General features: G+C 40.9%; 24 protein-coding genes. 8 read left to right on the top strand and 16 right to left on the bottom strand.

The window, feature by feature from the left end:
- Positions 1 to 123 precede the first annotated feature (123 nt).
- The 4 genes from frr to rpsB all read right to left on the bottom strand — a co-directional run bounded on the left by frr (position 124) and on the right by rpsB (position 3,294).
- Positions 124 to 681, bottom strand: a complete 558-nt coding sequence (gene frr, locus F612_RS0102605) for a ribosome recycling factor (RefSeq protein WP_019556193.1) — start codon at positions 679 to 681, stop codon at positions 124 to 126.
- The gene (gene pyrH / locus F612_RS0102600; protein WP_019556192.1) at positions 675 to 1,403 is read right to left on the bottom strand and encodes a UMP kinase; all 729 of its coding nucleotides are present in this window, start codon (positions 1,401 to 1,403) and stop codon (positions 675 to 677) included. The genes frr and pyrH overlap by 7 nt, the downstream gene beginning before the upstream one ends.
- A 204-nt stretch (positions 1,404 to 1,607) precedes the next feature.
- Complete coding sequence (gene tsf, locus F612_RS0102595) at positions 1,608 to 2,492, bottom strand: translation elongation factor Ts (protein ID WP_019556191.1); 885 nt, start codon at positions 2,490 to 2,492, stop codon at positions 1,608 to 1,610.
- A gap of 61 nt (positions 2,493 to 2,553) precedes the next feature.
- Positions 2,554 to 3,294, bottom strand: a complete 741-nt coding sequence (rpsB, locus tag F612_RS0102590; RefSeq protein WP_019556190.1) for a 30S ribosomal protein S2 — start codon at positions 3,292 to 3,294, stop codon at positions 2,554 to 2,556.
- Between the two features lie 230 nt (positions 3,295 to 3,524).
- On the opposite strand from rpsB, the gene map reads away from it, so the two are divergent.
- The gene (map, locus tag F612_RS0102585) at positions 3,525 to 4,313 is read left to right on the top strand and encodes a type I methionyl aminopeptidase (protein WP_019556189.1); all 789 of its coding nucleotides are present in this window, start codon (positions 3,525 to 3,527) and stop codon (positions 4,311 to 4,313) included.
- A gap of 103 nt (positions 4,314 to 4,416) precedes the next feature.
- Positions 4,417 to 7,065, top strand: coding sequence for a [protein-PII] uridylyltransferase (glnD, locus tag F612_RS0102580; protein WP_019556188.1), 2,649 nt, complete (start codon positions 4,417 to 4,419; stop codon positions 7,063 to 7,065).
- 179 nt (positions 7,066 to 7,244) lie between these two features.
- On the opposite strand, the gene F612_RS0102575 is transcribed toward glnD, so the two are convergent.
- The 3 genes from F612_RS0102575 to F612_RS0102565 all read right to left on the bottom strand — a co-directional run bounded on the left by F612_RS0102575 (position 7,245) and on the right by F612_RS0102565 (position 10,070).
- Complete coding sequence (locus F612_RS0102575) at positions 7,245 to 7,625, bottom strand: VOC family protein (protein ID WP_019556187.1); 381 nt, start codon at positions 7,623 to 7,625, stop codon at positions 7,245 to 7,247.
- Between the two features lie 304 nt (positions 7,626 to 7,929).
- The gene (locus F612_RS0102570; protein ID WP_019556186.1) at positions 7,930 to 8,829 is read right to left on the bottom strand and encodes a DapH/DapD/GlmU-related protein; all 900 of its coding nucleotides are present in this window, start codon (positions 8,827 to 8,829) and stop codon (positions 7,930 to 7,932) included.
- Between the two features lie 518 nt (positions 8,830 to 9,347).
- Positions 9,348 to 10,070 (bottom strand): hypothetical protein, encoded by a 723-nt coding sequence (locus F612_RS0102565; protein ID WP_019556185.1) that lies wholly within the window; start codon positions 10,068 to 10,070, stop codon positions 9,348 to 9,350.
- Between the two features lie 162 nt (positions 10,071 to 10,232).
- Between F612_RS0102565 and F612_RS0102560 the strand changes: the two genes are divergently transcribed.
- From F612_RS0102560 to F612_RS0102545, 4 genes are all read left to right on the top strand, one after another.
- Positions 10,233 to 10,619, top strand: a complete 387-nt coding sequence (locus F612_RS0102560; protein ID WP_019556184.1) for an arsenate reductase — start codon at positions 10,233 to 10,235, stop codon at positions 10,617 to 10,619.
- 99 nt (positions 10,620 to 10,718) lie between these two features.
- A complete protein-coding gene (gene dapE, locus F612_RS0102555) occupies positions 10,719 to 11,852 on the top strand; it encodes a succinyl-diaminopimelate desuccinylase (protein WP_019556183.1) in 1,134 nt (377 codons plus the stop codon).
- Positions 11,853 to 11,887: 35 nt separating this feature from the next.
- Positions 11,888 to 12,139: a hypothetical protein gene (locus tag F612_RS0102550; RefSeq protein ID WP_019556182.1), complete on the top strand. Its 252-nt coding sequence runs from the start codon at positions 11,888 to 11,890 to the stop codon at positions 12,137 to 12,139.
- 205 nt (positions 12,140 to 12,344) lie between these two features.
- Positions 12,345 to 12,824 (top strand): Crp/Fnr family transcriptional regulator, encoded by a 480-nt coding sequence (locus F612_RS0102545; RefSeq protein WP_019556181.1) that lies wholly within the window; start codon positions 12,345 to 12,347, stop codon positions 12,822 to 12,824.
- 145 nt (positions 12,825 to 12,969) lie between these two features.
- Here F612_RS0102545 and F612_RS0102540 read toward each other — a convergent pair whose 3' ends face one another.
- Positions 12,970 to 14,403 (bottom strand): sodium-dependent transporter, encoded by a 1,434-nt coding sequence (locus F612_RS0102540; protein ID WP_019556180.1) that lies wholly within the window; start codon positions 14,401 to 14,403, stop codon positions 12,970 to 12,972.
- 50 nt (positions 14,404 to 14,453) lie between these two features.
- Here F612_RS0102540 and murB point away from each other — a divergent pair, with 50 nt between their 5' ends.
- Positions 14,454 to 15,476 (top strand): UDP-N-acetylmuramate dehydrogenase, encoded by a 1,023-nt coding sequence (gene murB, locus F612_RS0102535; protein WP_019556179.1) that lies wholly within the window; start codon positions 14,454 to 14,456, stop codon positions 15,474 to 15,476.
- A gap of 141 nt (positions 15,477 to 15,617) precedes the next feature.
- Here the strand turns inward: murB and F612_RS12050 are convergent, their stop codons facing one another.
- Together F612_RS12050 and nagZ are read right to left on the bottom strand one after the other, a co-directional pair.
- Positions 15,618 to 16,760 (bottom strand): mechanosensitive ion channel family protein, encoded by a 1,143-nt coding sequence (locus tag F612_RS12050; protein WP_019556178.1) that lies wholly within the window; start codon positions 16,758 to 16,760, stop codon positions 15,618 to 15,620.
- Complete coding sequence (gene nagZ, locus F612_RS0102525; RefSeq protein WP_211209469.1) at positions 16,760 to 17,830, bottom strand: beta-N-acetylhexosaminidase; 1,071 nt, start codon at positions 17,828 to 17,830, stop codon at positions 16,760 to 16,762. The genes F612_RS12050 and nagZ overlap by 1 nt, the downstream gene beginning before the upstream one ends.
- A 258-nt stretch (positions 17,831 to 18,088) precedes the next feature.
- On the opposite strand from nagZ, the gene F612_RS0102520 reads away from it, so the two are divergent.
- Positions 18,089 to 18,538 carry an MOSC domain-containing protein gene (locus F612_RS0102520; protein ID WP_019556176.1) on the top strand — a complete coding sequence of 150 codons (450 nt, stop codon included), beginning with the start codon at positions 18,089 to 18,091 and terminating at the stop codon, positions 18,536 to 18,538.
- Between the two features lie 137 nt (positions 18,539 to 18,675).
- On the opposite strand, the gene F612_RS0102515 is transcribed toward F612_RS0102520, so the two are convergent.
- The 6 genes from F612_RS0102515 to F612_RS0102490 all read right to left on the bottom strand — a co-directional run bounded on the left by F612_RS0102515 (position 18,676) and on the right by F612_RS0102490 (position 24,602).
- Positions 18,676 to 19,479: an ABC transporter permease gene (locus tag F612_RS0102515; protein WP_019556175.1), complete on the bottom strand. Its 804-nt coding sequence runs from the start codon at positions 19,477 to 19,479 to the stop codon at positions 18,676 to 18,678.
- Between the two features lie 36 nt (positions 19,480 to 19,515).
- Complete coding sequence (nikB, locus tag F612_RS0102510; RefSeq protein ID WP_019556174.1) at positions 19,516 to 20,439, bottom strand: nickel ABC transporter permease; 924 nt, start codon at positions 20,437 to 20,439, stop codon at positions 19,516 to 19,518.
- Between the two features lie 49 nt (positions 20,440 to 20,488).
- On the bottom strand, positions 20,489 to 20,983 hold the full coding sequence (locus tag F612_RS0102505) for a L,D-transpeptidase (protein ID WP_026329586.1): 495 nt from the start codon (positions 20,981 to 20,983) through the stop codon (positions 20,489 to 20,491).
- 185 nt (positions 20,984 to 21,168) lie between these two features.
- On the bottom strand, positions 21,169 to 22,698 hold the full coding sequence (locus tag F612_RS0102500; RefSeq protein WP_019556172.1) for an ABC transporter substrate-binding protein: 1,530 nt from the start codon (positions 22,696 to 22,698) through the stop codon (positions 21,169 to 21,171).
- Between the two features lie 52 nt (positions 22,699 to 22,750).
- Positions 22,751 to 24,118 (bottom strand): TolC family outer membrane protein, encoded by a 1,368-nt coding sequence (locus tag F612_RS0102495; protein ID WP_019556171.1) that lies wholly within the window; start codon positions 24,116 to 24,118, stop codon positions 22,751 to 22,753.
- Positions 24,105 to 24,602: a CYTH domain-containing protein gene (locus F612_RS0102490; protein ID WP_019556170.1), complete on the bottom strand. Its 498-nt coding sequence runs from the start codon at positions 24,600 to 24,602 to the stop codon at positions 24,105 to 24,107. The genes F612_RS0102495 and F612_RS0102490 overlap by 14 nt, the downstream gene beginning before the upstream one ends.
- Between the last annotated feature and the right edge of the window lie 5 nt (positions 24,603 to 24,607).

Here is a 24,607-nt window from a genome sequence, read left to right as displayed (position 1 = left end):
TTAAGAACCTACGAGCTACATTAAAAACCGAGGCCTTATAAGATAAAACCGGTCAATTATGCCGTAATTGCGTACAAATAGCGACCTAAAGTTGTGCTCTTGATCACGAACAATTAAGGACGCTTAAAATTCTAATAAACTCGCTTCTTTTTCAGCTAAAGCCGCATCTATTTTTTTAATTATGCTGTCCGTAAATTTTTGAATTTGTTCTTCTGAATGACGCGCTTCATCTTCTGTAATCTCTTTGTCTTTTAATAAAGTCTTAATGTCACCATTCGCATCTCGACGAATGTTACGAATAGCAACTCGGCTGTTTTCAGCTTCACTACGCGCAATCTTGATAAAATCTTTACGGCGCTCTTCCGTCAAAGCAGGCATAGGAATTCGGATCAGATTTCCGGTAGTCGCTGGATTAATGCCTAAATCAGAAGTCATAATCGCTTTTTCAACCTTGGCGACCATTGGATGCTCCCAAGGCTGCACCGTTAACGTACGTGAATCTTCCAGGTTAATATTAGCCACCTGACTGATCGGCACAAGTGAACCGTAATAGTCAACCATAATAGAATCTAAAATACTTGGATGAGCGCGGCCGGTACGAATTTTAGCGAAGTTAGACTCTAAATTTTCAAAGCTCTTCTGCATTCTTACTAGGGCATCTGCATTAATTTCATTTAACATTTCGACTCTCCTGAGCACACCAAGGTGCCTTCATCTTCACCTTGAACAATTCTAATTACCGCATTATCTTTAAACATATCAAATACACGAATAGGCATTGAATGGTCTCGACACAATACGAAAGCGGTCATATCCATGACTTGTAAATTTTTTTGTATGACTTCATTATAAGTCAATGTCTGGAAACGTGTTGCACTTGGGTCCTTAACCGGATCAGCACTATAGATTCCATCGACTTTAGTCGCCTTAAGTACAATCTCAGCATCAATCTCAATGCCTCGTAATGCCGCAGCGGTATCTGTCGTAAAAAAAGGACTTCCCGTACCTGCTGCAAACACGATTACTTCACCGTCTGCTAACTGCTTCTTAACGCTATTGGCATTAAAACCACTTGAAACGCCTTCAATTGACATGGCTGATAATACTTGTGATTTCATTCCCATGCTTTCAATCACGTCACGTAAAGCCAAGGCATTAATGACCGTTGCCATCATTCCCATATGGTCACCCGTGGTTCGCTGAATACCTGAACCTTGAATTTGCGCTCCACGGAATATATTGCCACCACCGACAACAATGCCGACCTCTACACCTAAATCACGCAACTCTTTTACTTGAGAAACCACAGCCTTCAGTGTCGCTGCATCCAAGCCAAAATCGCCTGGCCCCATTAAAGCTTCACCACTAAATTTCAAAAGAATACGTTTATATTTAAGTGCCATCGCGACTCATCCTTATATTTATTACATAATATCTCTTAAAACGTTTCTGTAAACATTTCATAAAATATTTTTTAAAAGCGCTTTGCCATAGAAATAACCCTATAGCAAAAAACTTTCCTAACCCCAAAATTGACTTAAAAAAAAGCCACAGCGAGCCTAACTTAAACGTTAGACCACACTATGGCTTAATCGGTCAACTGGAAATTAACCCGTTACTGCTTTAGCCGCTAGCGCGACTTCGTCAGCAAAGTTAGTTTCTTCAATCTCAATCCCAGCACCCACTTCTAAACGGATAAAAGAAGTCACAGTTGCAGCGTTTTCTTTTAAAAGTTGTTGAACCGTCACATCAGGATTTTTAACGAATGCTTGACCTACTAATGTAATATCAGAAAGATACTTACGCATACGTCCTTCAATCATTTTTTCAATGATTTCCATCGGCTTACCTGATTCTTTAGCTTGCTCAATCTGGAAAGCACGCTCTTTCGCAAGTAACTCTTGATCGACTTCATCAGCAGAAATGGCCGCAGGGTTGCTCGCAGCAACATGCATAGCGATATCACGAGCCAAGGCATCATCGCCGCCATCAAGTGCAACAACAACACCGATTTTTGCACCGTGTTGATACTGACCAATTAAACCATTTGACTCCATTTTTTGAACCAAACGTAATCCCATGTTCTCACCAATACGAGCAACCATTTCACGACGAATGGTATCAACTGTTTTACCAGAAGCCATATCAAGGTTCATAATAGCTTCAATATCAGTTGTATCATTTGCTAAAGCAAGTGCCGCAATTTCATTTGCGAATGCTTTGAACTCATCACCCATACCAACGAAATCAGTCTCACAATTGACTTCAGCAATCATTGCTGTTTTCTGATCAGCAGAAACGGCGATTGCAATCGTACCTTCAGCGGCAACGCGACTGGCTTTTTTATCTGCACCCGCCATACCCTTCTTACGAAGAAATTCAATTGCCGCTTCTAAATCACCGTCAACTTCTGACAATGCTTTTTTGCAGTCCATCATTCCTGCGCCGGTAAGCTCACGCAGTTCTTTAACCATAGATGCTGTAATAGCCATTTTTTATTCCTTATTCTCAATCTATTGTAAAACACGCCTGGCTTCCACCAGGCCTGGTCAATTACTTAGCAGCTTTTGCTTCAGCTTCTACGAAATCATCACCAGCAACCGCAGTTGTAATCGTTGCTTTACCTTCGATTGCCGCGTCAGCCGCAGCAGTAAGATACAATGTGATCGCACGAATCGCATCATCGTTACCAGGGATAACATAATCAACGCCACGTGGGTCGTTGTTAGTATCCACAACACCGATCACTGGAATCCCTAGATTCTGTGCTTCCTGGATAGCAATTTTCTCATTACCTGTGTCAATGATAAAAATTGCGTCAGGCATGGCACGCATATCCTTAATACCACCTAAAGATAACTCTAACTTAATTTTCTCACGCGTTAACGTTAACGCTTCTCTTTTTCCGATTTTATCGAAAGTTCCATCTTTTTCTTGTACTTCAAGTTCTTTCAAACGCTTAATAGACTGCTTGATTGTTTTGAAGTTCGTCAACATACCACCTAACCAACGGTAATCAACATAAGGCATGCCACAACGCTTAGCTTCTTGTTGAACGAGCTCACGTGCTGCCTTTTTTGTACCCACAAATAAAACACTGCCTTTGTTCGCAGCAATTTTACCAACCATGTTTAACGCATCGTTAAGCATTGGTAATGTTTTTTCTAGGTTGATGATATGAATTTTATTACGTGCTCCAAAGATGTACTCAGCCATCTTAGGGTTCCAGTAACGAGTTTGGTGACCGAAATGTACACCGGCTTCTAGCATTTGACGCATGGTAACTTTTGCCATGATTTTCTCCAATTTTGGGGTTAAGCCTCCGTTTACCCATACAAACGAACCAAAAATTCGGTTAAAACAACCGTTTTTTCAGCACCCCGTTTTATGTGTCGGTAAACGTGCGGATTTTTTGTTAAAATTCCTCTCAACAGAAAGGCGCGGCATTTATACCATAACCACGACTTATTCACAATTTTAATTGGGTTAAAACCTCAATTTTCCAACAAAAAGATAATAAATCCATGTCAATAAAGATAAAAAGCCCAGAAGAAATTCAGAAAATGCGTATTGCCGGTAAATTAGCTGCTGACGTACTCGAAATGATTGCCCCTCATGTTGTTGTCGGTGTCAGTACTGGTGAACTTAACCAAATAATGCATGACTTTATGATTAATGAACAAGGGACTATTCCTGCGACTCTTAACTACCACGGTTTTCCAGCTTCAAGCTGCATTTCGATCAACCAAGTCGTTTGCCACGGCATTCCTGATCCTGATAAGAAACTCAAATCAGGTGATATTGTCAATATCGATGTAACCGTTATAAAAAATGACTATCACGGCGATACGAGCCGTATGTTTGAAGTGGGCGAAGTTAAACCTTTTGCCAGTCGTTTATGCCAAGTTGCACAGGAATGTTTATGGCTAGGTATTGAACAAGTGAAAGCTGATGCAACACTTTTTGATGTTGCGCTCGCCATTCAAACCCATGCAGAAGCGAATAATTATTCTGTCGTTAAAGAGTATTGTGGTCACGGTATTGGTGCTGATTTTCATGAAGAACCTCAAGTGTTGCATTACGCCTCTCCTGAACTTAAACAAATTGTACTCAAGCCAGGCATGGTTTTCACCATCGAACCCATGATCAACTTGGGTAAGTCGGGTGTCAAAGTGCTTGGTGATAACTGGACGGTCGTCACCAAAGACCGTAAGCTTTCTGCGCAATGGGAGCACACTTTAGTCGTCACTGAAACCGGTTATGAAATTTTCACTTTAAGAACGGATGAACAACCCGTCCTTCCGAACAATTAATACAAATCGCTTCACTTCTGATAAATTGAAAGACATCAGTTATGGTTAGATGGCATCGATGACAGAACTTTTTCAAAATCACTAAATATAATGAGTTTATATAATGAGCACTGAACAAAAAATTGATTCAACTTATCCTCCTCAATTCTCTGTCGCGTTACTCGATGACAATGTTCCTCATTTAGAGATGTTAAAGCTTGGTCGAGGAGTGCTCAAACAGTTTTTGGACTATCAATTCAAGCAATATGAAGATGGTGGCGCTGTCTCAGAACTCATTACCGAACGCTCTTCATTTATTGATCAATTTATTAAAAAAATCTGGGCAGCCTATATTCCGGAAAATGCCGCAACATTAATCGCCGTTGGTGGATATGGCCGAGGCAAACTTCACCCCTACTCGGATATTGACCTATTAATTCTCTGTGAATCATTAGAGGAGCATAAAGAGGACTTTTCCAGGTTCATTACCTTGTTATGGGATCTAGGCTTTGATGTTGGCTCATCGGTACGCACCATAGATGACTGCATCACCGCAGGGCTTGAAGATATTACCACGGCCACCAATATTTTAGAATCTCGCTGGATTACAGGTGATTACCACGCTTTTGAACACTTACAAAATATCTGGAACCGCCCTGGTTTTTGGGAGCGTAAAGATTTTTTCCAGGGGAAAATGGATGAACAGAATAATCGTCATAAACGCTTTAATGATACTGTTTATCAGCTTGAACCCAATATAAAAGAAAGCCCTGGTGGCTTAAGGGATATACAAACAATCTACTGGGTTGCAAAACGCCATTTTAATGCCAACTCTATCAATGAATTAGTACAAAGAAACTTTCTCAGCACGGAGGAATATTTAGAGTTAGAGGCCGCTTACAAGTTCCTTAATCGCACTCGATTTGCCTTACAGCATTACAAAAAACGCCGTGAAGACCGTTTGCAATTTGACAATCAACAGTCGATTGCTGAATCATTTGGTTATGCCGATACCGAAGAAAAGATGGCGGTTGAGCAATTTATGAGCAGTTATTACCGTAATGTACAAACCGTGGTAAAACTCAATGAAATCTTATTGCAACATTTTCAGGAAGTCTTGTTTAATGACCTGGAACCGGAAATCATTTCAATCAACAGCCGCTTCCAATTAGTCAATCAATATCTCGATATCAAACACCCTAGGATTTTTCAAAAAAACCCTACCACCCTGCTAGAAGCGTTTATTGTTTTAGAAAGCTTACCGAATGTTAAAGGGTTGCGCTCTAATGCCATTAGAGCAATCCGTGAACACCTGTATTTGATAGATGATGATTTCCGTAATGACCCGATTAACAAAGCACTGTTCATGGAAATTTTCCGTCAACCTCAAGGTGTTAATGCTGCAGTGAAACGCATGCACAGTTATGGTTTTTTAAGTGCCTATTTGCCCGTTTTTAAAAAAATAACAGGCTTGATGCAATTTAATCTTTTTCATGCTTATACGGTGGATGAGCACACCATGCTCACCATTCGTAATTTACGTCGCTTTTTTGTCGATGCTTATACTTATGAATTTCCAACGGCGCATGAAATCGCCAATCACTTATGTAAACCCGAACTGCTGTTCTTAGCAGGACTTTTTCATGACATCGCAAAAGGTCGAGGTGGCTCGCATGAAGTACTTGGCGCTGCAGATGCTCTCACGTTTGCCAAACACCACAACCTTTCTAACAAAGATGGCGAAATGATCGCCTGGTTGGTGCGTCGCCATTTAGACTTTTCGGGTATTGCTCAACGTAAAGACCTCAGCGATCCTGAAGTGATTACCTATTTTGCAAATTTAATGGGAGACCAAGAACATTTAGATTATCTCTACCTACTCACGGTTGCAGATATTTGTGCCACCTCGGAAAATGTTTGGAATGATTGGAAAAACTCATTGTTTTTAGAACTCTACAATCAAACCTCAAATGCGCTCGACTTGTCGATTGAAGTGCCCAAAAACAAGAGTAAAAAAGCCCTTAAAACCCAAGAAAAAGCGAAAGAGGTGCTCTCAAAAAGAGGCGTCAGCTCCACCGACTACAAAAACTTTTGGAACAGTGTGACCAAAAGTGATTTTTTCAGTCGCCAAAACTCGCAAGATGTCGCTAGAATCACCAAAAAACTCTATAACGTGGATCTGAATAAGACCCACCTATTTCTAAAGAACCAGACGCAACTGGGTGCTTCGGAATTAATGATTTACATGCCTGATAGAGATTACCTTTTTGCACACATCACGCTCACCTTAGACAAGCTTAATGTCGACGTGGTTGAAGCCCGTGTTTACAGTACAACCATGCATATGACATTGGTTATTTTCTACTTTTTAAGCCGAGAAACCCACTCTTTTGTCGAAGAGAGTCGACATGCCGAAGTGCTCCATAAAATTCGCGAACAACTCTCTCTGCCAGATATTAATATAGAAGAGGTCAACCTACCTCGTCAGGCACGTAGAGTACGTTGCTTTGAAACGCCTACTGAGATTAACTTCCATAAAATCAGTAATCATATGACTGAGCTCAGCATCAATACCAAAGATATACCAGGTCTCTTGTCTAAAATTGGCTGTAGCTTAAAGTCTTGTAACATCCGTTTACACGATGCCAAAATCCATACGGTGGGAGAGAAAGCAGAAGATGTATTTTTAATTAGCGACACTCAGAACAAAGCGATTACAGATAAGGCTCAAAAACAGGCGTTTATTGATACCCTGCTAGATATGATTGAATAAAGCCACCGAAGTTTACTTGATTATTCTTAATGCATTTAGACAATGATTCGATTGTCTAAACCAGAACGTTGCCCAGGCCTGGTGAGTTTATAACTTCACCTTTTTTAGTCAATTTTAAACACGTTTTTGGGTATTAATCCATTACCACCATCAGGCTAAAACGACCCATTTGCTTATTTTTAAGCACCATGATATTCAAATAGCTCAAACGCATTATTATCTATATCTTTCACAAACAAGGCATTGCGGCCTGATTTACTAGTTGTGTATACAACGCCTAAAACCTCTAACTTCTCAACATAACCGGCGATAGAGTCGACTCTTAAAGCAAAATGGTAATCTCTACCACCATGTAAAGGACGAACCGTACCCGCATTAGGATTATCCAACTGCATAATATGCAAACTTTGCCCGGCATGTAAATCAACCCAATAGCCTGGAAACCCTAGGTCGGGTCGTTCTAATAATGCAACATCCAATAACTGTTGATAAAACTCAAAAGATGCTCTCGCATCTTTCACAACAATACTGACATGATCAAAGCCTAAGACTTTCGCCATCAAAACGCCCCTATTCTTAAAAAAGTATTCAAAAACAAATTATACCAACAACAGTTTGTCTCTAAAAAATAAACTGATTCAAAAACGCTCATTTTTTCAACAGACAATAGACAGTCGTACTCGAAAAACAATATAATTTGTGTGAGTTAGAGAGTTTAAAATATAAGCGGTTTACCAAGCAAACAGTCGGTAAATAAGAAGAGATATGACTCAGTCAGAACGACTGAGTCATTAAGAATTTTTTTGAATTAGATGAACTGTGTAGCTGGGCACTCAATTCATTATTAATTGAAATTAATTGCGATTAATCGTTGCTATGAAGTGCGCTGTTTAAGCCATTCCATAAAGTACCGTCCGTTACAATTGCTTCAACAGCACCTGTTTGGCTGTGACGTCTAAATAATAACTTAGATTGGCCAGACAATTCACGTGCAGAAATGATAGAACCGTCCGGCATTTTCACTTTTGTGCCCGCTGTAAGATAAAGTCCCGACTCAACAATACAATCATCACCTAGAGAGATACCTAATCCGGCATTGGCGCCCAATAGGTTCCTTTTACCCATTGAAATAACTTGCTTACCGCCACCAGAAAGTGTGCCCATAATAGATGCCCCGCCACCAATATCGCTGTTTTCACCAACAACGACACTTGCACTAATACGACCTTCGATCATTGAATTGCCAAGCGTACCGGCATTAAAATTCACAAAACCTTCATGCATAATCGTTGTACCAGACGCTAAATGAGCACCTAGTCTAACGCGGTCAGCATTACCAATACGAACGCCTTCAGGAATGACGTAATCCGTCATACGAGGGAACTTATCAATACATGTCACATTAAACTGATGAACTTCACCTGCAATCGCCTCGCGCAAGTTTTCTACGTCTGCTGGCAGAATAGGACCGGCGCTTGTCCAGGCCACATTGTTTAACAGACCAAACACACCGTCTAAATTGATTTCATTTGGCTTAACGACACACTCAGACAACAAATGAAGACGAAGATAAGCCTCTTCAGCAGACGTTGGTGCATCGTCAACCGAAGCGATTTCTACCGTGACAAAATCACTTTTAATCAAACCAGCCTGCAAAGCCAAACAGTTACGGGCTATCTCTTTGTTAGTACGTGGAAACCATACATCTAAGGTTACGCCCGTTTTAGTATCGCTATAGCGGTGTCCGGTTCGTTTAATTGTCATAATGTTATTCTCGTTCAATAAGGGTTAAAAAATTAAACGGAAGTATACCTTCTCTTTACGTTCTTTGCACGAATCTGAGACGAGAGAAAAATTACAGAATCCACATCAAGCAACAATTAAACCCGATCTAAATAACTTGATTTACCAAGCCTTAAGGCCCTTAAATTCAATCTAATCACGATTGAGAAGCCTTTTTATACGTCGTATTTATTCAGGTTCTTTCTTATTAGTCATCGCAAAAAGAGCACCCGCTCTTCTAAGTGGCAAGTTCTAAACTCTTTCACTTAAATCCCAAAATTTACTACACGCGCACGTATATAGGTTTTGAACTATTACCAACAAGCTTTGTGAAATAGAAAATGTGTTTGTAAGGTGTTTTTTGGTTGGTTACTTTATTTAGACTAACAAATAAAGTAACGAGAAACCGAATGAACAAACGAAAAAATATCCATGTTAATAAGGTTTATCAACCATGGATTGAATTAAATTAATTTCGTTTTATCTAAAGCCTAATTTTTCTATTGAAAATCTTTTTCGATAATATCGACGAGTGATAAATCCATTGAAGCTAAAATTTGAACCATATTTAGATCATTTGTACTCACACTTTGCTCAAGGCCTTTAAATAATAAATCAAAAGACTCTACTTTATTCTCATCATTTAGTTGACCCTTCAGTGCTAACCAATTTGCTTTCGCTTGTATAATGATATTAAGCATTATTTTTGAGTCGGTTTGATTTGCTTCTATCAAAGCCAATAACCTAAAGCCCATCTCATCCAAATGTTCAATATACAATTGATTGGTTATTTTTTGAACATGCTTAAAAGATGAAATACTCTCACCAAACATTTGTGCCGAAAGCAAAGCGACCTGTGCAAAATCACCTCGATTAATAACACCTTCTAACTTCTCTATATTCTGATCTATAGACTTAAGAGCCTGATCCGAAACAGTCTGTTTTAATAAACCATTATCTTGAATAAGCTCTATTTTTTTATAGCCTTTTTTCATACCCAATAAATTTTTATCTAACGCGTATTCGGCCATATCTTCAAAAGGCGACAGTACTTCATCCAATACCGTTAAGGCCGCCCTTTTATTCATATTTTTTGCCACTTTAATTTGCTGAGTATCACCTTTAGAAGAGCCATCTACAACGTCTGATGCACAAACGATACTAGACTGAACCAGTATAAAAAGGCTCGTTAAAGCTGAAATAAGTAATGTATTATTTTTCATGATTTTCCCCTATCAGTTAATGAGCAGGAATCCAGTATATAAATAACTAAAACACATAAAGATGAGCATTTGGATAGATTGGAAGCGTATAACCTTTCTATTTAGACAGGTTGGTCAGTGCTAGAAAGAGTGAAACAGCTACTTTTTATAGACAAACAGCCGATGTTTGTCTTTATAATTAATCAACCTTTCTTAACAGAGTTTTATCTAATGATTTTATATGGCATTCCCAATTGCGACACGGTTCGTAAAGCGCGTAAGTTTTTAGGCGAAAACAACATTCAGTACACTTTTCACGACTTTAGAAAAGATGGATTGACGGTTTCAACCATTCAACATTGGTTAGAAAGTCAACCCATTGAAGCCTTGGTTAATAAACGCAGTACGAGTTGGAAGCAGATCACAAATAAACAACAAACCGAGTTAATGTCTGGCAAAAATTTAGAAATTCTCACCGAACTGCCGACATTGATTAAACGCCCTGTTTTAGAAACCGATACTCAGCTAATGCTTGGTTTTAATGCCGCTGAGTATGAAACCTTAGTCTAATTCGTCATAATTTTGATTAATACCTGCTAAGGTCTTCTCAAAGCTAGTATAAACGCCTAGAATAACTCTTCCACAGACTTAACAGAGTACGACACTGCTATGACCGAAACGATTCAACTTGCTCAACAGCTCATCCAAATTGAGTCAGTCACCCCTGATGACAAAGGCTGTCAGAAAATAATTTCGGCTTATTTGAGCCCGCTTGGCTTTGAAACTGAAGATATGCGTTTTGGTGTCGTGGATAATTTATGGGCACGAAAAGGCACTGAGAGTCCTTGTTTAGTGTTTGCTGGTCATACCGATGTAGTGCCAACGGGACCTGCTTCAGAATGGACTTATCCACCATTTTCGGCCCATATTGAAGGTGACATCATGTTTGGTCGTGGTACTGCGGATATGAAAAGTAGTATTGCTTGCTTTATGGTCGCCAGTAAACATTTTGTAGAAACGCATCCTGACCATAAAGGCTCTATCGCCTTTTTGATTACCAGCGATGAAGAAGGCCCCGCTTTAGATGGCACGGTTAAAGTTATTGAAACCCTAGAAAATAGAAATGAAAAGTTTGAATACTGTTTAGTCGGTGAGCCTTCAAGTAGCCATAAATTAGCCGACTCAATTAAAAATGGTCGTCGTGGTTCTCTCAGTGGTCGCTTAACCATTAAAGGTGTTCAAGGACATATTGCCTACCCTGAGTTGGCTGATAACCCAATCCATAACTTTGCACCCGCATTAGAGCAACTGGTACAGGTTCATTGGGACCATGGTAATGAATATTTTCCGCCAACCTCTTTCCAGGTATCCAATATCAATAGTGGCACAGGGGCAACCAATATTATTCCTGGTAAAACCGAAGTATTGTTTAACTTCCGTTTCTCAACTGAACATACCCCAGAGTCTTTACAAGAAAGTGTACATGCAATTTTAGACCACCATAACTTGGAGTATGATCTAGAATGGAACCTCTCTGGTATTCCCTTTATCACACCCTCGAATGGCGCACTGATTAAAGCCGTGAAACAAGCTTCCCATACCATACTCGGTTACGAACCAAAACTGTCTACGGCAGGTGGTACTTCTGATGGCCGTTTTATTGCACCGACAGGTGCCCAGGTAATTGAATTGGGTCCACTCAATGCCACAATCCATAAAATTGATGAACAAGTCAGTGTCAGTGATTTGAATAAGTTAACCGATATTTACTACCAAACATTGGTTAACTTGCTCGGGCAATAAGCTCAAAAAACATTCATACAGGATAAGTGAATAAAATGATGATTGAAAAGGATTTACCTGAATATATTCAATATTTGCTCATCTTTGTGCAACTATTTGCCGTCGGTTTATTTATCTATTTAGTCTGGCCTTATATTCGCCAAGAGAAGTGGCGAGAAAAGTTCATTGAGAACAAAACAGCACGGTCTCTCATCATCGTTTTCATATTGATTTTTATATTTCTCTACGGTTTAAGCTCTTTATTTGATGCTTTTTTTCCCATCGAACGTTTAGATCAAGTCAAATAAACTGAGCACCACCAGGTTCAATGCTGATTTTAAATATAGACTTCATCTCTAGCTTTTTAGTACCCCATTAATTTGAAGCTCTCTAACATCTCCGTTTTCTATATTAACCATCCCTTATATTTTACTCTGGAATTTCTACAAGCCCTCGCGTAGAATAAATCGGATTCATAGACTTTTAAAAGTCACTCATCTCAAAAGGAATCGCATGCCAATAGCACAATTAATCGCCAACACCTTATTAGGACAAGACTTAACTTCCGAAGAGTGTGAATTACTCGCTAAGATCGTGACACAAAAAAACTTAGTGAAGGGTGAAATCCTTTTTGATGAAGGTTCGACTGATGAGACGTTATACATTTTAATATCAGGTAAACTCGAAGTTCTTAAAATGGTTGGTTCTGAGAATTCCATCTCAATCGACACTTTAAAGCAAGGAGCAATGACTGGAGAGTTAAGCTTTATCGATAATGTTGCCCACACTATGCGATTGATCTCTAAAACAGACACACATGTCTTAATGTTACAAAAAAGTGCATTTGAGGCACTTGTCGAACAACACCCGCTTTTAACCTATCATGTAATGCGTTCTATCTTGCGGTACTCTCACCAAATCCAACGTAAGATTAATAACAAGTACTTGGAAATGCACCGATTGGTTCAAAACCAATACACAGCCACATATTAAAGTTCCAATCCAACAATCCTATCAAACGCAATAAATCCCAGTGAGACTTATGTTTAAGTCTTTTTCTTTGAAAAGGAGGCTTTCAGCCCCTTTTTTTATTTATGTTAATCGTAACAAATCAATAACTTTCTTTGCGTATTCACCGTTATATTTTACGACTCACATTCCATGCATAAAACGCATACATCAGAAATGCAACGCCAAGCATTGCGATGGCAATTTCTCCCGCGACTAAATTAGAAGCGAATACCACCATCACTGCCACTGGTGAAATCCATTTAAGAACGAATAGAAAGAGTTTCATCTTGTTCGTGGACAACTCAATTTGCTTCTCCCTTTCTTTTGAACGCATGACCCAAGCAACAAATATCGTCATTAGAAAACCTCCTAACGGCAGCATAATATTTGTTGTGATTAAGTCGAGTGACTCAAAGAATGTACGTTCGCCTATAAAGTGAATATCTTGCCACTCATTAAACGACAAGACGGTACCAAAACCCACAAACCAAATAATAAACCCCAAAATACAGGCCGCTTTTACTCTTTTTATGCCCCAGTTTTGATCAAACCAACTCACAATAGGTTCGATTAAAGAGATAGATGAACTCAATGCGGCCATCACGACCAATGCAAAAAAAAGTGTGCCAAAAAACCACCCTGCCGTCATTTGAGAAAATGCGATAGGCAATGTCTGAAATAGAAGACCAGGTCCAGAACTCGCTTCTAAACCATTCGCAAACACAATTGAAAAAATCACCAGGCCTGCTAACAATGCAACGGCTGTATCTGCAAATGCAATCCAGAGACTGGCCTTCACAATCGAATACTCTTGAGATAGATAAGAGCCGTATACCATCATGGTACCTAATCCGATGCTGAGAGTGAAAAACGCATGTCCCATCGCCACTAAGACCGATTCCCAAGTCAATTTAGAAAAATCGGCGGAGAATAAAAAATCAAAACTTTGTCCAAAAGAACCCGTTGTCGTCGAATACCCTAATAGAACCAATAAAATAAATAAAAGACCCGGCATCATAAAATTAATCGCTTTTTCTAAGCCACTTTTTACGCCTCTAGAAACAATCAAGACCGTTACTACCGTCACAAAAGTGTGCCAAAATATTAACTCATAAGGATTCGCCAACAAATGATCAAAATGCGCACCTACTTCAGTCGCGGTTATACGGTCAAAAACCCCGAATAAACTTTGGAAAAAATAGGCAAATGCCCAACCCGCAATGACGGTATAAAACGAGAGAATTAAGGCGCCTGCCAAAACGCCATTAAACCCTAACAAGACCCATAATTTACTGGCCCCATTCTCACGTGCTAAGTTCGCCATACCCTGTATGGGGTTAGCCTTACCGGATCTACCCAGGGCAATTTCCGATATCAAGACCGGTAAACCAATCAACAAGACACAAGCTAAGTAAACCAAGACAAATGCTCCGCCACCATTTTCACCCGTAATGTAGGGAAACTTCCAAATATTGCCTAATCCAACGGCAGAACCAATCGCGGCCATAATAAAAACTGTCTGCGAAGACCATGAATCCTTAGAAAGTTTTAGTTGGCTCATCCATCTTCCTTTATAATAAAATCTTAAATATAATTATACACAAGACACCTATGCATATTCAGGCCAACTACTCTCTTCTGCCACACAATACTTTCAAGGTTGACGTTAAAACTCAATATTATGTTGAGATCAATCGCCAAAGCGATATTTTGATTTTACGTACCGATATGAAACTCGCTTCTCTACCTTGGAAAATCATAGGTGATGGCAGCAATTTACTGTTTACCCAAGATATTGAAGGAGTGACTATTCGGTGCACTTTTAAGCAAATAAAAATAGTGAAAGAAGATCAAGATGAGGTCTGGATTTCAGTTGGTGCAGGGGTTGAATGGCATGACTTGGTCAAATATTCGATTGACAATGGCTGGTGGGGTTTGGAAAATTTAGCATTGATCCCTGGAACCGTTGGCGCCGCTCCGGTACAAAACATTGGGGCTTATGGTTCTGAAGCAAGGGATTGCATTACCCGGGTACAAACACTTAACATTTATGATGGTCAACGTACTGAATTTAGAAATTCCGAATGTAATTTTGGTTACAGAACCAGTATTTTCAAACAAGAATACGTCAACAAATTATTAGTTCACAGAGTCACTTTTAGACTCCGAAAAGCACACGCTGGCCAAGCCAATCTTGTCTATGCACCACTGAAAGAATCCCTACAAGATACACCCAGTAAAACGTTAACGCCTAAAATTGTGTTTGATGCTGTTATTGCTCTTCGTGAAGATAAGGTCCCCGATCCACAACGTCAAGGTAATGCAGGTAGTTTCTTTAAAAATCCAGTGGTAGACCCTGAGTATTTAGAAGAATTGCAGAGCAGATACCCAGATATTCCTAACCATAGAATGTTGGATGGCAATTTTAAAATACCTGCAGCTTGGCTCATCGAACAAACCGACTGGAAGGGAAAGTCGCACGGACATGCAGGGGTTTCTATGCAACATGCATTGGTGTTGGTCAATCTGGGCAATGCTACCGGCAGTGAAATTGAAGAGCTCTCTCAAATGGTAAAAGCGGATGTTAACCATAAATTTGGTATTTACTTGGAGCCGGAAGTAATCATTCTTTAGTGATCACTTTTAGCGATTAAAATAACGCTATAACAACACCCTATGCACAAAAAAGACCTGATAGAGTACTCTGTCAGGTTTTTTTTGGTTTCTAAATACTGAAAACTAAGGCTTAATCGCTACAAGGATTAGGCATGTTAATCATTTACGTTTAACAGCCTGTTCGGTGTTTAATGACGCTTCCAGTTCAGGTGTTGAAAGAGATGTTTCAATATGCAAAGTACGAGTTGGAAAGGCCATTTCTGCATCTTGCGCTTCGACAATTTCAATGACCCTTAACAAGACATCCTCTTTGATTTCATGATATCGAATCCAATCGGTGGTTTTAGTAAACGTATAAATAAAGAAATCCAGAGATGAGGCGCCAAACTGATTAAAATTCACAATCATGGTTTGACTGTTATCAATATCCGAATGTTCTCTTAACATCGATTTAATCGCAAGGATGATTTTTCGCATCTTATTAACATCAGCATAACGAATCCCCATGGTCTCTTTAATACGTCGATTGGTCATACGCGAAGGGTTCTCAATCGAAACATTGGCAAAAATTCCATTTGGAATATATAACGGTCGTTTATCAAACGTGCGAACAGTCGTCATACGCCACCCTATTTTTTCAACCGTTCCCTCAATTTCTTTATCAGGGGAACGAATCCACTCACCGACGGTAAAAGGCTTATCCATATAGAGCATCAAGCCACCAAACACATTGCCTAAAAGATCTTTAGCTGCAAAACCAATCGCAATGCCGCCGACACCACCGAAAGCCATCAAGCCTGTTAGACTGACACCAAAAGCACTTAGAAAGAATAAAATAGTGAGTATAAACGCTAGTAACTTAATGATTTTAGCGAGCGCTTCAACGGTCACAGCGTCGAGACGATCATCCTCTCGAGCATATTCTTTTAAATGCAGTTCCAAACGTTGTACTAAACGAATGACAAACCAAGCGAAAGACAGAGTCAAAATAGTCGATTTGAAATCATTGATATATTCAATCAACTCTACATAGATTCCAACTTTCGTAATGAGGGTGGTTAATGCCAATACCGTGCCCGTTACCCAGATAAAGAATGACACAGGAGATTTTGCTGCATCCGTGACACTGTGGGACCAAATACGTCCTTTCTTCTCAAACTGGTCACTGGCAACACCCAACACTCGGCGTTGAACGATATCGATAATCGCGGTCACCATTAAAATGGTGATCACCCATAAAATCCAGGCTTGACTGCCAAAAAGGGTGACTAAATACTTCCAGTATTCAGTGAATAATTCCATTAAATTAGCTCCTGTTGATCATTCGTTTGGTTCAATTGATTGACAACCGTCACGGCGGCTTGCCATAAGGGATCATATTGTAATTTCTGGTAGTTGAACTTACCATGCGCATGCAAACGGATTAGGCGTGCATGCGACAAGGCATTGGCATGCCAATTCACCTTGCTCAGCACTTCATCCACAGCCAGCGAATCGTTACAGACCAAGACCAAATCACACCCCGCTTGCAGTGCTTTTAAAACTCTCTGAGCTGCGCTACCGAATTCCGTGGCGGCTTTCATACTCATATCATCACTGATAATCGCGCCTTCAAAATGACATTGCTTACGTAAGACCACTTGCAACCACACTTCAGAGAATCCCGCTGGCAAAGAGTCCATCTGCGGATAAATAACATGTGCTGGCATAACCGCATCCAGACCATGTTCGATCAAACGTAAAAAGGGTTGCATATCATGCTGTTGAATTTCGGCAAATGGTCTTTGATCCACTGCAACCTCAAGATGGGTATCCGCTTCTATAAAACCATGTCCAGGAAAATGTTTGGCCACCGAGGCCATACCCGCTTTATGCATACCCTGCATCAGATGGAATGACAAATTACCCACGGCAATCGGATGACTATGAAATGCACGATCACCAATGACTTTACTGCCACCGTAATCTAAGTCAACAACGGGTGCAAAGCTAAAATCAATGCCGACCGATAAAAGCTCGGCTGCCAGTAACCAACCTACTTTCTCGGCAACGGCATAACTGTGTTTTTCATCCTTTTCATAAAGCTCGCCTAGCACACGCATCGACGGAATGTGGGTAAAGCCCTGTCGAAAGCGTTGCACTCGTCCGCCTTCGTGGTCTATTGCAATAAGCAATTTAGGGTGACGTAAATCATGAATCGATTTGGTTAGTGCCTGAATCTGCACAATTGATTTAAAATTACGACTGAAAAGGATTACACCAGCAACCAGGGGATCCATTAATCGTTCGATATCCACCGATTGAAGAGAAGTACCTTCCAGATCCACCATCACTGACCCTAAAGACATCGCCTGCCCATCTATTTTTTGCATTTCAATTCCTAAGCGTTGAAAAAATGACCCGTAACCGTTGCGAATTTTGGTGCCATTATTTAATGACGGTATCATAACAAAAACCATTGGCTTGCCAAGCCATTTACGAACTCTATAGCGGATTTTATCTCGGCTAAACCGCTTAACGACGATACAATTTTAATCTAGTTGTCATATTAAAAGGCTATGCTAGTTGTACTGCAAAAAAGTATTCTTAAAAGGTATACCTATAATATAAATTTTAATAGAGATTTTAATATGGCTAAAGTAATTGGCATTGCGTCACACTCGGTATCAAGAGGCGAGATCACGACACACCAACAGATCAACGTCACGACAGAGACGGGTCTAAAAAATGATTATCAAGGGCAAAAACACCGGCAAACTCAAGTGACATTACTGTCTAAAAAAAGTTGGGATCAAAGTTGTGCTGATCTAGGAATCACTCTGGATTGGACGTTGAGGCGAGCTAATCTACTGATTGATGATATTGAATTCAATACGGCCATGATTGGTCAACAAATTCAAATTGGCGGGGTACTGTTGGAAATCACTCAAGAAACCGATCCTTGTCAAAGAATGGAAGAGGTTTATGCTGGATTAAAATTGGCTTTAACACCCGAGTGGCGTGGCGGTGCTCGTTGTATGGTATTGAGGCCAGGTGTAATCAAGACGGGAGATAGTGTTCATTTACTTAAAAGATTGTAGTTAATAGCGTTGCTAAATTTAAACATGCACAGATTAAATATCCATAAGACCCTTTCAAACTGACCAGGCCTGGTCAACCCAAAATAGATGAAACCTAGACTCACTAAACACCATCTAAACATGTCATTAACACCCTATTAACGATTCGATTTCCGCGATCGTACATCTAGATAATCACGCCATTGATCACCAATTAAATTAACGGCTAAAACGACCAACATTAAAGCGATACCAGGTGCCAACACCAGATGCGGTGCCACCAAAAGATAACGTGTACCCTCTTTAATCATGCTGCCCCATGAAGCATCGGGTGGTTGAACCCCTAACCCCAGAAAAGACAGTCCGGCTTCTGAAATCACGGCACCCGCCACACCAAAAGTGGCTTCCACCCCTAAAGGTGCCAGAATAAGGGGTAAGATATGGCGCCACAATATCCACGGCATCGGCACAGCAAGTGAACGTGCCGCTAAGATATGTTCACGATGGCGTAAGCTTAAGGTTTGTGCTCTGGCTAAACGAGCGTAGCCTACCCAGCCGACCACGACTAAGGCAAACACAACATTTTCAATACCCGGCCCCAAAATAGCCGCTAAAGCGATTGCCAATAGTAAACCTGGAAAGGCTAAGAAAACATCAATTATTTTGGTGATAATACGATCCGTCCATCCGCCCATATAACCACTATAGATGCCAATGGTGGTGCCGATAATTGCAGAGAAGAACACCACACCCATTGCAACAAACAACGAAGTTTGTGCACCTAAAACAAGACGTTCAAGCACTGGACGACCCAACTCATCTGAACCTAACCAGGCCTGGGCATTTGGACCCGTTAAAAATTGTGACAAAACCACTTCATTGGCACTCTCACCAATGACAAATCCTAATATAGCCATCAATAACCAGACAACGACAATGCTATAACTTAAATAACGTAACACTAATCAAACATCCCATTCATCCACTTAATAACCATTCTAGTTTGCCACTCTTATTCTCGGATCTAACCAAGCATAAGCCAACTCTGTTAATCCATTAATCGTAATATACGCCACACTGATGACTAAGATACAACCTTGCACGACCGGGTAATCGCGACGTTGAATGGACTCCACTAATAGTTGTCCCAGACCTGGCCAATCAAACACCACTTCGGTAATCACTGCACCACCTAATAAAGTCCCTAGCTGTAAGCCTAGGATGGTGACCACGGGCAACAAGGCATTCATCAACGCATGTTTACCGTAAACCAATCGTCCAGGCAACCCTTTCGCTTGTGCCGTTCTGATGTAGTCTTCATGCAACACTTCTAACAAAGAAGCTCTTAACATGCGCGCTAAAATAGCGGCTAATGCGGTGCCCAGTGTAATGGCTGGCAATATCCATGAAAACGGTTGTTCAGCCCCACTCACCGGTAACCAAGCTAGCCATAAAGAGAACAAAAGAATCAACATGGGTCCTAACCAAAAGTTAGGGATGGAGACACCGACAAGTGAAACTGACATCGAAAGATGATCCGGCCATTTACCCGCTCTTAAAGCCGCCCAAAGCCCTAACGGAAAAGCGATTAAGACCGCGACCAACAATGCCATGACGGCCAACTGTAAAGTCATTGGAAAACGTTCGGCAATCAGTTCAGATACGGGTTGCTGAAAAAACAACGATTGGCCTAAATCAAACTGTATGACCCCAGAGATAAATTTCCAGTACTGTGCCCAAAGAGGCAGGTTCAAGCCTAATTGTTCGCGTAAGACCGTTTCATCAGCAGGACTGGCCCAATCGCCCAACATGACGGCAACTGGATCTCCTGGTACTAAATGGATTAAAAAGAAAACCAAGGTGCCGACAATCCATGAGACAAATAAAACTGAGCCTAATAAACGGAAGAAATAGCTAATCACAAAATGGCCTCATACGGCAGCGTACTCACTTTTTTGATGTTGACAAGAATCATGGCGTAATCATGACCTCTGTACCCGGCTCTATCAAATCAAATAACTCAATTAGATCGTCATTACGCATACGGATACAGCCATGCGATAAGGGTCTCCCCATCGGTTCACTGTCCGGCGTGCCATGAATATAGATATAACGCTGCATACTGTCTACATTACCCAGTCGATTCACACCGATCTCTTTCCCTGAAAGCCAGAGAATACGGCTGAGAATCCAATCCCTTTGCGGATGGCTGAGAGCTAAGCGTTCATCAAAGATCTCGCCAGTTGCTCGTCGCCCAACAAACACCGTGTTGATGGGCAGGTTGTGACCAATTTTAGCCCGAACTTGATGCAATCCTAACGGTGTCTTACCTGAATCCTTCTCACACCCACCCCCATTTAATCCACTACTGACCGAATAGCAGCGAGTTTGCATAGCGCTATTGTGTTCATTTGAAATGACTCTCAAGGTCTGCTGCGAGATGGAAATAAAAATAGAGTAAGACACTGTGTAACCTGCTGCAAAACATATAAATAATGGGGGCTAGTCTAACGTTGATTCGTTTGACTAGGAAAAGCTTTCCGGACTATTTTAATCGAAGCCTTTAAAAGCCACCTTTCTGTAAAACTTCGCTGTGATTATAAGTCATCAATCAAGGCAAGAGTGTCGTTTCTTACCGGACTACATTGCTATTAAATTTTCTTCTGTACCTGCAATAATCCATCCAAACGTCCATCTTCATAGAGGACATAACCGCTGATATTAGAGCGCATTACCGAATACTGATCTTCATACCAAAGCGGTATAACAGCCAGAGTATCTTGTAAGTGACGTTGTAATTTTTGATACAGGAGTGCTTGTTGTTCTAATGATTGCGTTTGCCCAGCCTCTCTAATTAACTGATCTGCCGTTGCGTCTCGATAACGTCCTCGGTTAGCCCCTTTGGGAGGAATTGCATTGGAGTCAAAAGCATATTGGAAAATGTCCGGACTTTTAACGCCTACCCACGCCAAGCTATATAATTGGAAACGCCCCTTCTTGATATCGCTGTAAAAGGTGCCCCAATCATAGCTTTGAATATTCAGGTGAATACCAATTTTCCGCAATTGTGACTGGTAAATAGTCGCTAAACGAATCCGGGTTGGATCATTAGAAGTTTTATAACTTAACTCAATAAACTGTTGATTATTAGAATCTTTTTTAACTAATTCTGATGGAACAATCACTCTCTTTAACAAGGCTTTGGCTTTCTCAGGCTGATAATCATAACCGTGAATATCCTTCACACCGCTCCAGTGTTCAGGTACCAACAGGCCACCCGCTAAACGCGCTCGTCCGTCAAACATAGCATCAATAATGGATTGACGATCTATACCATAAGCCAATGCTTGCCGCATTGCCGTTTGTGCCAGCAACTCATCTTCGAAATTAAAACCGATATAACCAAAATTGGTGCCGCTGTGCCACTCAACCTTAAGGCCTTTTTGCTTGCTACAGTAGTTGACTAACTCTGGTGACAGGTCATTTTGAATGATGTCCAGTTCACCCTTTCGTAATTTCAATACGCGAACCGTAGCGTCCTTGACAGGTATAAAAACAAGTTTCGACAAATCGGATAAACGTTGCAATACCAGCTTCTGTTCAGATAAAGAGATAAACTGGCAAGGTCCCGAACCGATCGGTGTCTCATGAAAAACATGCTCTTTATCAATCAAGTCTTTCGGTAAGATACCAATGACCAAACGCCCAACAAACAAGGCATCTGCTTTATCAAGAATAAAATCAACTTGCCGTTCATTCACCGCAATGATCTCTTTAATACCTTTCAACGAACCCCTGTGTGCGGAGCCTAGGTCCGGATTCAGTACACTTTGGTAGGTCGCAACCACATCTTCTGCGGCCATTTTTTTACCATGATGAAAGGGTAACGAGTCATTGAGCGTAAAACGATAATGGGTATTGGAGAGTTGTAACCAGCTGGCTAAATCTGGAATGGCTTGGAAACGTTCGTCAAAATCAATCAGCTGACGGTAAATCAGACGATTAATGCGACTCGACAGAGCATCAGTGGCTTTACGCGGGTCTAACATGCGTGGGCGAGAAGTAATACCCACCCGAATAGAGCTTTGATGATTCGACACATTCTGACAACTCTGGAGACCCAAAAAACTCAGTCCTGGTAAACTTACCAGGCCTGCTTGAATAAAGGAACGTCGTTTCAAATCAAGCTCCTAAATACCACATGTAAAACTTTTGATAGATTGCATCATCAAGTTAAGCGCTTGGCTTAGCCACTTTGACAGGCTCTTGCAACAACTTATCAAATACCATTAAATCATCAATCGTTAAATCGCCTAAACTTGATTCTAGGCGTAGAGTATTCAGTACTTGGTTATGAATTGCAGCAACTAAATTTTTACGCGCCGCGTATTGATTAGAGCGGGCCGTAAGGACTTCAAGTAAACTCTTCAAGCCTACCTGATAACCTTCTTCAGCCGCTGCTAGGAAGGCATCATTTGACTTAACGGCTTCACGTAGCGCTGAGATTAAAGATTCACCAGCTTCAAGCGTACGTGCTTGAATTCTGACATTTAGGCGAGCTTGCTCCTTGCTATCTCTCAAGGCCTCTTTCGCGACAGTGAATTGATAGCGCGCTGCACTCACTTGTGAGTCTGTACCGCCACCAGAATACAATGGCACAGTCACCGTTACTCCAACAGAGGTCTTTTGAGCATCCGTCGTAAAATAGCTCGGTCTTCCATTAAAGTCAGAATAAGCTGAATCCGTATATTTCGCTTGGAAATTTACAGACGGCCAATAACCGCCCTTTTTAACTTCAATTTCTTGTTCTGCAGTGAGCACCTGAGAAGCCGCTTGTTTTACAGCTAAATTTTGTGTATCCACTCTGGATTCCAACTCAAGCGTATTACGGTCTGCTTTAGGTAAAGCAACCTGCATGGATAGACCTTTCAAACGTGTTAAGGACTGACCCGTTAATTTGGACAATTGCTCTAGACTGATATCTAGACTATTTTCGCCAGTGATACGGTCCGATTTTGAGAGATCATAACTCGACTTAGCCTGCAGCACATCAACACGACTGGCTAATCCTACTTCTGAAGAGGCTTGTGCGCGTTCTAACTGGGTGTTATCCGCATTCTCTTTTGCTTTGAAAAGCTGTAGATCTTGCTGTGCTAATAAAACATTAAAATACGCCTCTGTCACTCGTAGGATTAAATCCTGTTCAGCAGATTGCATGACATACTCTGATGTTTTCAAGCTCTGTTTTACTTGCTCATAAGCCGCCCAAGTCTCATGCTGATAAAGAGGCTGGTTCAAGGTTAGCGATAAATCCCGCACAGACATATCATAAGAGTCATTACTGCTATCGGTCTTGAAATAGCTGCCATCGGCCTGTATCTGTGGTAACAAATAGGATTTAGCGGTTTTTAAACCCTGGCGATCGGCTTGGTACTGCACACGAGCTTGCGACAATTTGGCATCATGCAGTGAAGCCATTTGGTAAACATCCATCAACCCTGCTGTAGCAGAAGCCTGAACACTATTGACTGTCGCCAAGCATAAAACACCACTTGAGACGACAAACCCTAAACGGGACAAAGAACCATTAAACATTTTCATCTACACTCCAGAAACTAAAAGGCACCTTACTCAGGCTAACATTATAATATCGCGAGATATTGGTCACTTCCTTGCCAGACCAATTGGGTATCTCAATCTCTTCATCTTCTGAGTCCAGTTCAACCTCAGCGACCACTAACCCTAAGTTAGCACCGAGAAATTCATCAATCTCCCAGGTGTGCTGCCCGACTTTCACCAGATAGCGAATTTTTTCAATCACGGGGCCTGTGGCCAGTGTTTGCAGAATTTGCTTACCTTCCTCTAAAGGAATTGCATACTCATACTCATCTCTGCTTAAACCAATTTCCAAGCTCTTAATGTTCATATTGGCTTTTTCACCTTCAATACGCACACGCACAGAACTCTTGGCACTGGCTTCTGAAATATCATTCAAATATCCCTGTGCGAAATGCGTTTGCTTAAACGCTAAGGCTTTCCATTCATCGCTCTTCACTAAAAACTTTCTTTCAATCTCTCTTGCCATGCTCT

The organism is Thiomicrorhabdus arctica DSM 13458 (assembly GCF_000381085.1).
Lineage (GTDB): Bacteria > Pseudomonadota > Gammaproteobacteria > Thiomicrospirales > Thiomicrospiraceae > Thiomicrorhabdus > Thiomicrorhabdus arctica.
Note: the sequence above shows the minus strand (reverse complement) of the source record. Positions and strands in the feature narration are given on the sequence as shown.